The sequence below is a fragment of the Sanguibacter hominis ATCC BAA-789 genome (assembly GCF_012396185.1).
Taxonomy (GTDB): domain Bacteria; phylum Actinomycetota; class Actinomycetes; order Actinomycetales; family Cellulomonadaceae; genus Flavimobilis; species Flavimobilis hominis.
This window is the reverse complement of sequence record NZ_JAAXOW010000001.1, coordinates 845,874-857,950: the sequence shown is the minus strand read 5'-3', so window position 1 is coordinate 857,950 and position 12,077 is coordinate 845,874. Positions and strand designations below refer to the sequence as shown.

General features: G+C 72.4%; 14 protein-coding genes. 3 read left to right on the top strand and 11 right to left on the bottom strand.

Going from position 1 to position 12,077, the window contains the following annotated elements:
* Positions 1–50: 50 nt before the first annotated feature.
* From HF995_RS03920 to HF995_RS03910, 3 genes are read right to left on the bottom strand one after another with little or no spacing between them, the layout of a single operon-like run.
* The gene (locus HF995_RS03920; protein WP_168446462.1) at positions 51–380 is read right to left on the bottom strand and encodes a cupin domain-containing protein; all 330 of its coding nucleotides are present in this window, start codon (positions 378–380) and stop codon (positions 51–53) included.
* 43 nt (positions 381–423) lie between these two features.
* Positions 424–1,509 carry an aldo/keto reductase gene (locus HF995_RS03915; RefSeq protein ID WP_168446461.1) on the bottom strand — a complete coding sequence of 362 codons (1,086 nt, stop codon included), beginning with the start codon at positions 1,507–1,509 and terminating at the stop codon, positions 424–426.
* Between the two features lie 34 nt (positions 1,510–1,543).
* On the bottom strand, positions 1,544–2,047 hold the full coding sequence (locus HF995_RS03910; RefSeq protein ID WP_350308721.1) for a GtrA family protein: 504 nt from the start codon (positions 2,045–2,047) through the stop codon (positions 1,544–1,546).
* A gap of 61 nt (positions 2,048–2,108) precedes the next feature.
* Here HF995_RS03910 and HF995_RS03905 point away from each other — a divergent pair, with 61 nt between their 5' ends.
* Together HF995_RS03905 and HF995_RS03900 are read left to right on the top strand one after the other, a co-directional pair.
* A complete protein-coding gene (locus tag HF995_RS03905) occupies positions 2,109–2,582 on the top strand; it encodes a tRNA (cytidine(34)-2'-O)-methyltransferase (RefSeq protein ID WP_168446460.1) in 474 nt (157 codons plus the stop codon).
* Complete coding sequence (locus tag HF995_RS03900) at positions 2,582–3,193, top strand: histidine phosphatase family protein (RefSeq protein WP_168446459.1); 612 nt, start codon at positions 2,582–2,584, stop codon at positions 3,191–3,193. The genes HF995_RS03905 and HF995_RS03900 overlap by 1 nt, the downstream gene beginning before the upstream one ends.
* A gap of 178 nt (positions 3,194–3,371) precedes the next feature.
* On the opposite strand, the gene HF995_RS03895 is transcribed toward HF995_RS03900, so the two are convergent.
* The 8 genes from HF995_RS03895 to HF995_RS03860 form a co-directional block, all read right to left on the bottom strand.
* Positions 3,372–4,283 carry an anti-sigma factor domain-containing protein gene (locus HF995_RS03895; RefSeq protein ID WP_168446458.1) on the bottom strand — a complete coding sequence of 304 codons (912 nt, stop codon included), beginning with the start codon at positions 4,281–4,283 and terminating at the stop codon, positions 3,372–3,374.
* Entirely contained in the window at positions 4,264–4,893 is a 630-nt protein-coding gene (locus HF995_RS03890) for an RNA polymerase sigma factor (protein WP_168446457.1), read from the bottom strand. The genes HF995_RS03895 and HF995_RS03890 overlap by 20 nt, the downstream gene beginning before the upstream one ends.
* Complete coding sequence (locus tag HF995_RS03885; protein ID WP_168446456.1) at positions 4,890–5,648, bottom strand: class F sortase; 759 nt, start codon at positions 5,646–5,648, stop codon at positions 4,890–4,892. The genes HF995_RS03890 and HF995_RS03885 overlap by 4 nt, the downstream gene beginning before the upstream one ends.
* Before the next feature lie 14 nt (positions 5,649–5,662).
* Positions 5,663–6,502 (bottom strand): DUF4397 domain-containing protein, encoded by an 840-nt coding sequence (locus HF995_RS03880; RefSeq protein WP_168446455.1) that lies wholly within the window; start codon positions 6,500–6,502, stop codon positions 5,663–5,665.
* A 165-nt stretch (positions 6,503–6,667) separates the two neighbouring features.
* On the bottom strand, positions 6,668–7,807 hold the full coding sequence (locus HF995_RS03875; RefSeq protein ID WP_286189175.1) for a sugar kinase: 1,140 nt from the start codon (positions 7,805–7,807) through the stop codon (positions 6,668–6,670).
* A gap of 31 nt (positions 7,808–7,838) precedes the next feature.
* Positions 7,839–8,477 carry a bifunctional 4-hydroxy-2-oxoglutarate aldolase/2-dehydro-3-deoxy-phosphogluconate aldolase gene (eda, locus tag HF995_RS03870; protein ID WP_168446454.1) on the bottom strand — a complete coding sequence of 213 codons (639 nt, stop codon included), beginning with the start codon at positions 8,475–8,477 and terminating at the stop codon, positions 7,839–7,841.
* 118 nt (positions 8,478–8,595) lie between these two features.
* A complete protein-coding gene (locus HF995_RS03865; protein ID WP_168446453.1) occupies positions 8,596–9,381 on the bottom strand; it encodes an IclR family transcriptional regulator in 786 nt (261 codons plus the stop codon).
* Positions 9,378–10,439 carry a 2-hydroxyacid dehydrogenase gene (locus tag HF995_RS03860; RefSeq protein ID WP_168446452.1) on the bottom strand — a complete coding sequence of 354 codons (1,062 nt, stop codon included), beginning with the start codon at positions 10,437–10,439 and terminating at the stop codon, positions 9,378–9,380. Before HF995_RS03860 ends, HF995_RS03865 begins: the two co-directional genes overlap by 4 nt.
* A gap of 206 nt (positions 10,440–10,645) precedes the next feature.
* Between HF995_RS03860 and HF995_RS03855 the strand changes: the two genes are divergently transcribed.
* Positions 10,646–12,031, top strand: coding sequence for an L-fuconate dehydratase (locus tag HF995_RS03855; protein ID WP_168446451.1), 1,386 nt, complete (start codon positions 10,646–10,648; stop codon positions 12,029–12,031).
* Positions 12,032–12,077: the final 46 nt, after the last annotated feature.

The following is a 12,077-nucleotide window of genomic DNA, read 5'->3' as shown; positions in this document are numbered from 1 at the left end:
TCGTCCTGGGCCCGGGCCCCAGGCGGGACTGGGGTGAGAGGGCGCCCGCCTCAGTGCTTGGCGACCGTCAGCAGGAACGTCGAGTCCTCGAGCGCCTCGAGCGAGTGGCGCTCCGGCGGCACGACGAGCAGCGCGCCCGTCGCGCCCTCCCATGACGCGCTTGCGGCGACGAGCACGACGCGGCCCGACAGCACCTGGACGGTCGCCTCACCGGGGCTGTCGTGCTCGTCGAGCCGCGCACCGGCGCGCAACGCGACGAGCGTCTGACGCAGCACGTGCTCATGACCGCCGTAGACGGTCTGCGCTGCGCGGCCGCTGCGCGCGGCTCGTGCGGCGTCGAGCTGCTGGCGGCCGATCGCGACGAGCGAGAACTTCTCCATGCGCCCACTGTGCCATCGGCGCGCCAGCATCACCTGGCGGCGGTCATACCGTGCCGTGTACCGCGAGCGGGTCGATCGCCGCGAGCTCGTCGGCCGTCAGCGGCGGCGCCTCGAGCGCCGCGACGTTGTTCTCGAGCTGTGCGACGCTGCTCGCACCGATGAGCGCCGACGTCACGCGCGTGTCGCGCAGCACCCAGCTGAGCGCGAGCTGCGCGAGGCTCTGCCCGCGCCCCGCCGCGATCTCGGCGAGTCCCCGCGCCCGTTCGAGGTACGACGGCGAGATGCGCTCCGGCTTGAGGAAGTGCCCGACGGCGGCACGCGAGCCCGCAGGCACCTCGCCCGTGAGGTAGCGGTCCGTGAGCAGCCCCTGGTGCAGCGGCGAGAACACGATCATGCCGATGCCCAGGTCGCCGACCGTGTCGAGGAGCGACTCGCCCGTCGGTGCGGGGGCGAACCGTGCGCCGTCCGCGACGGCGTCCGCGTCGGCTGTCGACGCGGCGTCGGGCAGCTCGACGTGCCGGTTGAACATCGAGTAGCTCGGCTGGTGGATGAGCAACGGCGTGCCGAGCTCGGCGAGGACGCGCTGCGCCTCGCGCGTCTGCGCGGGCGTGTAGTTCGAGATGCCGGCGTAGAGCGCACGTCCGCTCGTCACGGCGGTGTGCAGGGCGCCCATCGTCTCCGCGATCGGCACCGACGGGTCGGGGCGGTGCGAGTAGAAGATGTCGACGTAGTCGAGGCCCATGCGCGACAGCGACTGGTCGAGCGAGGACAGCAGGTACTTGCGGCTGCCGCCGTCGCCGTACGGGCCCGGCCACATGTCGTAGCCAGCCTTCGAGGAGATGACCATCTCGTCGCGGAACGGACGCAGGTCGGCAGCGATGTGCCGGCCGAAGTTCTCCTCAGCAGAACCGTAGGGTGGGCCGTAGTTGTTCGCGAGGTCGAAGTGCGTGATGCCCAGGTCGAACGCGCGGCGCAGGATCGCGCGCTGCTCGTCGAACGGCTTGGTGTCGCCGAAGTTGTGCCACAGGCCGAGCGAGAGGGCAGGTAGGTCGAGCCCGGAGCGGCCGCACCGCCGGAAGGTCGCGTTCGCGTAGCGAGAGGGGTCGGGGGCGTAGGACAGCGTCGTCATCTGTCCAGGCTACGGCTCGTGGGGGCCGACGGCGTCAGCGCGACTCGGAGAACACCAGGTGGCGGTACGCGAAGTAGCGGAACACGTTCGCGAGCGCGAGCCCGACGCCGTTCGCGGCGATGTTCTCCGCGAGGGGCGACGTCAGGCCGAGGACGTCGGTCGCCACGACGAGGCACAGCAGGGAGATCGCCATGCCGAGGCCGTTGACGACGAGGAAGCTGAGCGCCTCGCGTGCAGGCTGGTCGGTGCGGCGGTCCGCGAACGTCCAGTGCCGCGACCCGAGCCACGAGACGGCGGTCGCGAGCACGACGGCGATGACCTTGGCCCACAGGGCGGACGCGTGCGGGGCGTCGCCAGGGCCGAAGCGGAGGAGGTTGTAGACGCCGAGGTCCACGAAGAAGGCGATCGTCCCGACGGCGCCGAAGCGCGCGATCTCGGCCAGGCGGGCGACGATGGCGGCGCCCCGAGCGGGGAGGAGGGACGTGGCTGCCGATGCCTCGGACGGGTCGAGAACCGAGGGGGCGAGAGCAGACGTCACATGAATTTCTACCACACGGAGAGCACCCCCGAGGGAACGGTTGCGTCACACCCGTGGGACGATGGCAGGCGTGCCCGTCATCGCCTTCTTCGAGCCCCGCATCCCGCAGAACACCGGCAACGCGATCCGCCTGTCCGCGGTGACCGGCGCGCCGCTCCACCTGATCGAGCCGCTCGGCTTCGACCTGTCGGAGCCCAAGCTCCGCCGCGCCGGGCTGGACTATCACGACCTCGCGAACGTCGTCGTCCACCCGGACCTCGACGCGGCCGTCGCCGCGTGGGGCGACGCGCGGGTCCTCGCGTTCACGACGCACGCGACCCAGCGCTTCACCGACGTCGAGTACCGGGACGACGACGTGCTGCTCTTCGGCCCCGAGCCCACCGGCCTGCCGGACGAGGTGCTCGCGCACTCGGCGATCAGCGCGCAGCTGCGCATCCCGATGCTCCCGCAGCGCCGCTCCCTCAACCTGACGAGCTCGGCATCCATCGCGATCTACGAGGCGTGGCGCCAGGCCGGCTTCCCCGGGGGCGAGTGATGACGACGCTCCTGCTCGTGCGGCACGGTCAGACCGTGTGGCACGAGGGCAACAGGTATGCCGGCTCGTCGGACGTGCCGCTGACCGACGTCGGGCACGAGCAGGCGCAGGCCCTCGCCCGGTGGGCGGCCACCGCCCGGCTCGACGCCGTGTGGTCGTCGACGTTGCAGCGCGCGATCGACACGGCTGCGCCCGCGGCCGAGGCCGCGGGACTCGAGCTGCGCACGGACGCACGCCTCGTCGAGGTCGCGTTCGGCAAGGGCGAAGGTCTCACGCGCAGCGAGATGGGCGTCGTGTTCCCGGACGCGGTCGACGCCTTCTTGCGGTCCCCGGCATCGGTGCCGCTGCCCGGGGGGGAGCGCGGCTACGACGCGATCGCCCGCGCCGCCGCGGCGTTCCGTGAGATCTGCGCGGAGCAGCCCGACGGACGGGTGCTCGTCGTCGCGCACTCCACGCTGCTGCGGCTCGTGCTGTGCGCGCTGCTCGGGATCGACCCTGAGTCCTACCGGCAGGTGTTCCCGAACCTGCGGAACGCGACGGTGACCACGCTCGACCTCGCGGACGACGGCGCGGCCGCGCTCGACTCGTACAACGTCCCGATCCCGGCTTGACGGTCGCGGCCGGACGGTCCCTCGCCGTGCGCGCCGAAGTAGGGGGTTCCACGCGGGATAGGGGTGTGCAGAGGCCTACGTCGCGTGGGAAGGGCTACCTCGCGGGGAAGTGCCTACCTCAGCGCGGGCGCATGCGCGTGCGGGCCCGCGACGGCGGCCGACGGTACTGAACGCGCGCTCAGGCCTGGCTGGGCTCGAGGGGGCCGCGGACGATCGAGTCGCCCGAGTGCGCCGGGTCGCCGTCGAAGTGCTCCTCGGAGACGTCGACGAGCGAGTACTTCTCGAGGTCGAGGCCCGCCGGGATGTCGAAGCGCCCCTCCTGCCCCTGCAGCACGCCAAGGCTCACGAGGCCGGAGAGGTCGGACGCGATGAGCCACACCTCGCGGTAGCCGTCGGCGCTCGTCGGCGCGTTGAGGTCGACGACGACCTGGCGGTGTCCGTCGACCTCCTTGACGCGTGCCTCTCCGCGGGCGTCGGGCCAGTCGGGGAGCGCGACGAGGGTCGCGCTCGCGATCGGGGCCTCTTGCGGCTCGGACCCGCGGCGCTCCCAGAGGATGCCGCCGGTCACGCCGACGACGAGCGCTGCGCACGCTGCGACGAGCATCTGCACGCGCCCGGTGCGCGACGACCCACGACGTCGCGACGACAAGTCAGTGACTGGCGCCAGGGTCTCGTCGCGCTCGTCAGGCGTCGAGCCGCCTTCGGCGTCGGCCGCCCGCGGCACGACCGGCACGACGGGCGGCACGCTCGCGGCGTGCAGGTCGACGACGGGGACAGGCGCGTCCGCGGGCACCGGTGTACCGGGGAAGGGCTGGACGCCCGCAGGGCCGGTCTCGGGCGACGAACCGCCCGAGGTTCCACCCGCGCCACCGAGACCGAGCTCGGCGCTGATGCGGTCCCACACCTCGGGAGCCGCGGGGACGAGCGCGTCCTCCGTCGTGACGGATCGTCCCGTCTCGACGACCGAGGTGAGCTCGGCAAGCTCGGCGCGGCAGTGCTCGCACGCGGCGAGGTGCTCACGCTCGGAGGCGCTCGCGGCGTCCTCTCCGAGCGCGACGAGCGCGAGGACGTCAGGATCGACGTGCTGCACCGTCCACCTCCAGTCGTGTGCGCAATCGGGTCAGGCCGCGCCTGACGTGACTCTTCACCGTACCGAGCGGCAGGGCCAGCTCTTCGGCGATCTCTGTGTGCGTCAGCTCGCGGAAGAACGCGAGCCGAAGGATGGTGCCGGCGGGGTCGCCGAGCCTGTCGAGCTCGTCGGCGACGAGCACGCGGTCCGCGACGCGGTCCGCGGCGGACTCCTCGGTCCCGGCGACGTCCGGTGCCAGCACGACGGCCGCCGTCTCAGACTTCCGCGAGCGTGTCCGGGCCTCGTGGGCGTCCGCGACCTTGTTCCGACAGATCGCCATGAGCCACGTCGAGAGTTTCGCGCGGTCGGGGTCGAAGCCCTGCCGTCCGCGCCACGCAGCGACGAACACCGCCTGGGTGACGTCCTCGGCGTCGCTCCGGTTGCCGAGCGACCGCATCGCCACCGTGTGCACGAGGGCGGACCAGCGCTCGTACGCCTCGCGCAGCGCGCTCTCGTCACCGCCGGCGAAGGCCGCGCCGAGCGCCCGGAGGGCGTCGTCGTCAGCGCGCGCGGTGACGGTCACGTGCTCTCCTCTGCGCGTGGGCGGTGGTGCGGTCGTCAGGACGGTCATGGTGCAGGGACGGCCGTGACGATCACGTTGTCCACATAGTGTCCGGTGCTGCGGTCGAACCTGCCACCGCACGTCACCAGGGTAAGACGCCGGTCACCTGCACGGTCGAAGACCTGCTCGAGCGGCACGTCGGACTTCGCGATGCGCTCGATGTCGGTGACCGTGTACGTGAAGATCTGCCCGTCGTCGTCGGTCACGATGACGCGGGCGCCCTCGTCGATGTCGACGAGGCGGGAGAACTGCCCGAGGCCAGCGAGGGTGTCGACGTGCGCTGCGACGACGACCGCACCGGCGCTGTCCGCTGGTGCAGGGCCGTAGCGGTACCAGCCCGCGCGGTCCCCGTCCTCGGGGACCGTCATGGTCCCGTCAGGCTCGACGCCCACGGCGTCGACCGCCATCGAGATGTCGAGGTCCTTGATCGTGAGTGTCGCCGGTGCCGGTGCGGCAGCGTCGGGGACGCCGATCGCCGAGGTCACCGGGATGTCCGGGACGACGACGGGAGCGGCCGGCTGCGCGGCCGACGCCGTCGGGGAGACAGCCGACGGCGTCGGGGCCGGGACGTCGGACGCCGCGCCGCCCGAGCACGCGGCGAGCGCGAACGACGCGGCGACGACGGCTGCGGCAGCCCGGGACCGCGCACGGCCTCGAGCCCCCGCGGGCCGGGCGCCCCGCGCCGCTCCGAGGAGCGGGCGGGACGCCGGCCGGGGTGCACCGTGGGCCGTGAGCGAGAGGAGAGCTCGTCCGGTCGGGTGCATGGTCGTCCGTCCTGTCAGCGCTGGGCGCGGGCGGTCGCGACGGAGGAGCGGCGCACGAGCGCAGCCCCGCCGGCGGCGAGGAGGAGCAGGCCGCCGCCGACGGCGAGCGGGCTGACACCCGAGCCGGACTCGGCCGCGAGACCGGTCATGCCGGCCTGGACGCCCGACGGCGTCGAGTGGAGGCCGTCGATCGTCTGGGTCGCGAGCGCGAGCGAGTCGCCCTCGAGGCTGCCCCACGCGTACACGATCGTGTTGGTGCCCTCGGCGACCTCGACGTCGGCCGGGCCGAGCACGGGCTCGGTCGTGCCCGCGGCCGCGACCGCTGCGGGGACCGTGCCGGCCGGGAGGTCGAGGACCTCCTCCTTGCCGTTCGCGAGGTCGGAGATGACGGCGTCGCCGCCTGCGAGGACGTCGACGGCCGGGGCGGCAGCGACGTGGCGGACGGTGAGGCGGCCCTCGCCGGCCTCGGTCTTCGAGGTGTCGTTCGTGAAGAGCGACGCCGTCGGGTTGCCCTCGGCGTCGAGGTGCGCGGCCGCGGTGTAGCTCTTGCCGGCGTCGAGCGTGAGGTCGACGGGGCCGATCGCCGGGTCGCTCGCGTCGGTCGCGTCCGCGGCGGTGATCGCGACGGAGTACGTGCCGGCAGGGAGCTCGAGCGGGCCGGCGAGGTCGCCGGGCTTGAAGTCGTCGAGGGTGAGCTCGTCGTCGACCCACACGTCGACGGTGAGGTCGGGGACGCCGTGCAGGACGGACAGGGTCGCGTCGCCGTCAGCGGCCTGGGCGGGGACGGCGCCGAGGGTGACCAGTGCTGCGGCTGCGCCGGTGGCGAGGAATGCTGCGCGCTTCGTGATTCGCATGATTGCTCCTGAGGTGCGTGCCGGGTCGTGGTCGACCCGTCGGGTGTGATGGACACCCACTACTTCCGGCGGAGGCGGCCGCGCGGATGCACCTGGAGGCAAGAAAGTTGGACGAGATTCTCGATCGACGCGTCTGTGCAGGTCAGACGCGTCGATCGAGGACGCTCAGCGGTCGACGCGGGCCGATCCGCCGCCGGCGAGCTTGAGCACCTCGGCCTTCGTGACCATGGTCGTGTCGCCCGGGGTGGTCATGGCGAGGGCGCCGTGTGCTGCGCCGTACTCGACGGCGGTCTGCAGGGGCTGGCCCTCGAGCATGCCGTAGATGAGGCCCGACGCGAACGAGTCGCCGCCGCCGACGCGGTCGAAGATCTCGAGGTGCTCGCGCATGGTGGCGTGGACGATGCCCGTGTCACGGGACCAGGCGAGCGCGCCCCAGTCGTTGTCGGAAGCGGAGTGGACGGTGCGCAGGGTGTTGCCGACGACCTTGAAGTTCGGGAAGGCGGCAGCAGCGGTCTCGACCATCCTCGCGAACGAGTCGACCTCGATCTCGGAGATGTTTTCGTCGACGCCGTCGATCTCGAAGCCGAGCGAGGCCGTGAAGTCCTCCTCGTTGCCGATCATGACGTCGATGTGCTGAGCGATCTCACGGTTGACCTCGCGCGCCTTGTCGATCCCGCCGATGGACCTCCACAGCGACGGCCGGTAGTTGAGGTCGTAGGAGACGACGGTGCCGTGCTTCTTCGCTGCCGTGACGGCGGCGATGACGGTCTGCGCGGACGTCTCGGAGAGCGCGGCGTAGATGCCGCCGGTGTGGAGCCAGCGCACACCGAGCGCACCGAAGAGGTGGTCCCAGTCGACGTCGTCGGGGCCGAGCTGGCTCGCGGCCGTGAGGCCGCGGTCGGAGACTCCGACGGCGCCGCGCACGCCGAAGCCGCGCTCGGTGAAGTTCAGCCCGTTGCGGACGGTGCGGCCGATGCCGTCGTAGTCGCGCCACTGGATGAGCTGCGTGTCGACGCCGCCCTGGAGGATGAGGTCTTCGACGAGGCGGCCGACCTCGTTGTCGGCGAGGGCGGTGACGACGGCGGTACGCAGGCCGAAGGCGCGGCGCAGGCCACGGGTGACGTTGTACTCGCCGCCGCCTTCCCAGGCGGCGAACTGGCGGGTGGTGCGGATGCGGCCGGCGCCCGGGTCGAGGCGGAGCATGACCTCGCCGAGTGACACGGCGTCGTAGCGGCACTCGGAGGCGGGGCGCAGGTTGAGCGCGGCGATCTCGACGGGGATCTGGGACATCGTCGTCTTCTCCATGGTGTGAGGCAGGGTCGTGTGCGGTGGTGGTTCAGCGGGCGGCGAGCGCGACGGCCTCGGCGGTGAGGCGGGTGATCTCGGCGAAGTCGCCGCTGTTGACGAGGTTCTTGGGGACCATCCAGGAGCCGCCGACGGCGGCGACCGCGGGGATGGCGAGGTACTCGTGGAGGTTGGCGGGGCCGACGCCGCCGGTGGGGACGAACGAGACGCCGCCGAAGGGCGCGGCGAGGGCCTTGATGGCGGGGGCGCCGCCGGACGTGCCGGCGGGGAAGAACTTGACGGTCGTCAGGCCGAGCTCGAGGGCGGCCTGGATCTCGGTCGCGGTGACGGCGCCCGGCAGGACGAGGATGCCGTGCTCCTGGCAGCGCTCGACGACGGCGCGGGAGAGCCCGGGGGAGACGACGTAGCTCGCGCCTGCGGCGACGGCGAGGTCCACCTGGTCGGTGGTCAGGACGGTCCCGGCGCCGAGGATCATGTCGCCGCGGGCGGCCATCGCGCGGATCGAGTCGGCTGCGGCCGCGGTGCGGAAGGTGACCTCGGCGACCGGCAGGCCGCCGGCGGCGAGCGCCGCGGCGAGCGGGTCGGCGTGGGCGGCGTCGTCGAGCACGACGACGGGCACGAGGCGTGCTGCGGAGAGCTGGTCGAGGGTCTGCTGGGGCTGAGGGCTCATGGCGGGTCCGTCCTGTCGGTCTCGGTGCGGGCCGCGTCATCACGGCCGTTTCGCTACCCGAAACGCTGGTATCGCTGAACGGAACAAGCATCGCATGCGGCGCATGGGCGCACAAGCGTCAGGCCGCGCCGAGGCCCAGCCCGCCGGGAAGCAGGTCTGGAAGCGTCGAGCGGATGAGCGAGTGCAGCTCGCCGACCCGCTCGGGCGACATCCGCTCCGCCGGCGCCGTGATGCTCACGGCAGCGACCGGCTGCCCACTGCGGAAGAGTGGGACCGCGACGCACGAGATGTCAGGCTCGTTCTCCCGCTCCTCGACGGCGTAACCGCGGTCGCGAGCTGCCTCGAGCGCGTGCCACGCCCGCTCCTCGACGCCGTCCGCGAGGCCCACCGTGTACCCCCGCAGCGACGCACGGTCCGTCCCGCGGGCTGCGAGCAGCGCGCGCCCGAGCGCCGTCGTCGCGGCTGGGTTGCGCCGGCCGACGGCGGAGTAGACGCGTACGGACCGCTCCGGCTCGACCTTGTCGAGGTACACGATGTGCGTCCCGCTCAGCACGCCGAGGTGCACGAGCTCGCCGCTCGCGGTCGACAGTGCAAGGAGCGCGGGGTGCAGGAGCGCCGGGAGGTTGTCCTCGGAGAGGAAGCGGTCGCCGAGCGCGACGGCAGCCGCGCCGAGGAGGTAGGCGCCCGAGGCGGGGTCCTGGCTCGCGAAGCCGCGGAACTTCAGTGCCGCGAGAGAGCGGTGCACGGTCGTCTTGTTGAGCCCCAGCCCGGCCGCGAGATCGGCGAGCTGGACGCCCTGGGCGCCCCCGCAGGCGAGCGCCTCGAGCACGACCAGGGCGCGGTCGATCGCCTCCACCGGTGACGTGGCCGTGCTCGCGGGCTGTGTGGTCTCAGGGATGGTCATCGGGCGTCCTCGGGATCGGTGAGGGGGAGGAACGTTCCGACGCCGCGGTCGGCGTCGTACGCGGCGGGGTTGAGCAGGTTGCGCGGGCGGCGCCCGTGCGCGACGTCGACGAGCGACTCGAACGCGGAGTCGGTGACGCCGCGTACGAAGTCCTCGGTCCAGCACAGCGCGTGCGGCGTGACGATCACCTGGTCCATCGAGAGGAGCGGCTCGTCCGTCGCGGGCGGCTCCTCCTCGAGGACGTCGAGAGCGGCCCCGGCGATCTGACCTGCGTCGAGCGCCGCCGTGAGCGCCGCCTGGTCGACGAGCGGGCCGCGTCCCACGTTCACGAGGTACGACGTCGGCCGCATGTGGGCGAGGAAGGTCGCGTCGACGACGTGGAACGATCCGGGGTTGAGGGACGCCGTCAGCACGACGTAGTCGGACTCGGCGGCGAGGCGGTCGAGCGGCACGAGGTCGACGCCGAGCCGGGCCGCGGGCTCGTGTGCGCTGTCGCGGTCGACCGTCACGACGCGCGCGCCGAGCGGTACGAGGAGCCCGGCGAGGTCCTGGCCCACGCTGCCGAAGCCGACGATGCCGACCGTGCGGCCGGCCACCCCGCGTCCGATGTGCTGGCCGCGGTCCTCCCAGCGGCCGCTCGACACGAGGCGCTGGTTCGCCACGAGTTCGTGGCTCAGCGCGAGCACGAGCGTGAGCGCGGACAGGGCGAGGGGGCGTCGGACGCCGTCGGGCGCGTTGGTGAGCACCACGCCCTCGGCGGCGAGGTCGTCGGGGTCGATCCCGTCGTAGCCGGCGCCGAAGCGGGCGATGTGCTTGAGGCGAGGGCAGGCGGCGACGAGCTCGCGGGAGAACGGCCAGTGGCCGAACGACAGGATCGCGTCGAACCCGTCGAGGTCCCCGGGCGTCGGGGCGTGGCCGTCGACGGGGCGCATCGTGCGCCACGTGAGGCCTGCGGCCTCGAGGCGCTCGAGGCCGATGTCCCCGAACACGGTCGTGCCGTCGGGGGCGACGTTGTCGGAGGTGAGCCCAACGACGTAGGGGCCGTGCGACTGGTCCATGACACTCCTTCGTGCGGTCGCGCCCTCCCCGCACCGTGGAACAGGCGCTCCGGGCAGCGGAACGTTCTCAGCGTAGGGCATCAAATCATCAGATCAATAGCGGCCCCATGCGCCCAGGGTAGCGACATGAGGGCGTCAGTAGTCAGATTCATCAGACGACTGCTATCGTGAGGCAACCCCGCCCCCTCAACGACGAAGGGCCACCCATGGCACGCATCACCAGCATCGAGATCGAGGACGTGCGCTTCCCGACGTCCCTCACCGCGGACGGCTCGGACGCCATGAACAAGGACGGCGACTACTCCGCCGCCTACGTCGTCCTGCGCACCGACGGCGTCGACGCGTCCGGGGCGCCGCTCACCGGCCACGGCCTCACCTTCACCACGGGTCGCGGCAACGACATCGTCGCCGCAGCTGCACGCCAGCAGGCCGAGCACCTCGTCGGCCGCGACGTCGCCGAGGTCGCCGCCGACCTCGGCGGCACCTACCGCTACCTCACCTCCGACGCGCAGATGCGCTGGCTCGGCCCCGAGAAGGGCGTCGTGCACCTGTCCCTCTCCGCAGTCATGAACGCCGTCTGGGACCTGGCCGGCCGCCTCGCGGGCAAACCTGTCTGGCGCCTGCTCGCCGACATGACGCCCGAGCAGCTCGTCGACGTCGCCGACCTGCGTTACCTGTCCGACGCGCTCACCCGCGACGAGGCGATCGCCCTCCTGCGCGCCCAGGAAGCCGGCAAGGCCGAGCGCATCGCCCACCTCGAAGAGGCTGGCTACCCCTGCTACACGACGTCGGCAGGCTGGCTCGGCTACTCCGACGAGAAGATGCGACGCCTGTGCGAGGAGGCCGTCGCCGAGGGATACCAGCACATCAAGCTCAAGTGCGGCCTCGACCTCGGGCACGACGTCCGCCGTGCCCGCATCGCCCGCGAGGTGATCGGCCCCGACCGCGCGCTCATGATCGACGCGAACCAGGTGTGGGACGTCGACGAGGCGATCGACTGGGTGAACGCCATGAAGGAGTTCGACCTCCTGTGGATCGAGGAACCGACGAGCCCCGACGACATCCTCGGCCACGCGGCCGTCAGGCGCGGCGTCGCACCGGTCGGCGTCGCGACGGGCGAGCACTGCCACAACCGCGTCATGTTCAAGCAGCTCTTCCAGGCCGACGCCATCGACTTCGTCCAGCTCGACGCCGGCCGGCTCGCCTCGATGAACGAGATCGTCGCGGTCATGCTGCTCGCCGCGAAGTTCGGCAAGCCCGTGTGCCCGCACGCAGGCGGCGTCGGGCTGTGCGAGATGGTCCAGCACGCGTCGATGCTCGACTACGTCGCCATCTCCGGATCGATGGAGGGCCGCGTGACCGAGTTCGTCGACCACCTGCACGAGCACTTCACCGACCCCGTGGTCGTCCGCGACGCGCGCTACCGCCTGCCGAGCAAGCCCGGCTACTCGACCGAGATGTTCCCCGCGTCGGTCGCTGACTACCGCTTCCCTGACGGCGCGTACTGGCGCGAGCGCCACGAGAGCGCCGCACGTGCCGCGGTCGCCGCCGGGACCGCGGCCTCGTCCGTCGCCGAGCGGCTCGCCGACTGACCGGTCCGCCGACCGGCCGGACAACCCGACCCCCGGCGGCGCGTCC

What these genes read in the sequence shown, in the direction of transcription:
- HF995_RS03920 (WP_168446462.1), bottom strand. Translation starts at nt 380, where the DNA reads ATGGAGAAGTTCTCGCTCGTCGCGATCGGCCGCCAGCAGCTCGACGCC.
- HF995_RS03915 (WP_168446461.1), bottom strand. Translation starts at nt 1,509, where the DNA reads ATGACGACGCTGTCCTACGCCCCCGACCCCTCTCGCTACGCGAACGCG.
- HF995_RS03905 (WP_168446460.1), top strand. Translation starts at nt 2,109, where the DNA reads ATGGCAGGCGTGCCCGTCATCGCCTTCTTCGAGCCCCGCATCCCGCAG.
- HF995_RS03900 (WP_168446459.1), top strand. Translation starts at nt 2,582, where the DNA reads ATGACGACGCTCCTGCTCGTGCGGCACGGTCAGACCGTGTGGCACGAG.
- HF995_RS03890 (WP_168446457.1), bottom strand. Translation starts at nt 4,893, where the DNA reads ATGACCGTCCTGACGACCGCACCACCGCCCACGCGCAGAGGAGAGCAC.
- HF995_RS03885 (WP_168446456.1), bottom strand. Translation starts at nt 5,648, where the DNA reads ATGCACCCGACCGGACGAGCTCTCCTCTCGCTCACGGCCCACGGTGCA.
- HF995_RS03880 (WP_168446455.1), bottom strand. Translation starts at nt 6,502, where the DNA reads ATGCGAATCACGAAGCGCGCAGCATTCCTCGCCACCGGCGCAGCCGCA.
- HF995_RS03875 (WP_286189175.1), bottom strand. Translation starts at nt 7,807, where the DNA reads ATGGAGAAGACGACGATGTCCCAGATCCCCGTCGAGATCGCCGCGCTC.
- eda (WP_168446454.1), bottom strand. Translation starts at nt 8,477, where the DNA reads ATGAGCCCTCAGCCCCAGCAGACCCTCGACCAGCTCTCCGCAGCACGC.
- HF995_RS03865 (WP_168446453.1), bottom strand. Translation starts at nt 9,381, where the DNA reads ATGACCATCCCTGAGACCACACAGCCCGCGAGCACGGCCACGTCACCG.
- HF995_RS03860 (WP_168446452.1), bottom strand. Translation starts at nt 10,439, where the DNA reads ATGGACCAGTCGCACGGCCCCTACGTCGTTGGGCTCACCTCCGACAAC.
- HF995_RS03855 (WP_168446451.1), top strand. Translation starts at nt 10,646, where the DNA reads ATGGCACGCATCACCAGCATCGAGATCGAGGACGTGCGCTTCCCGACG.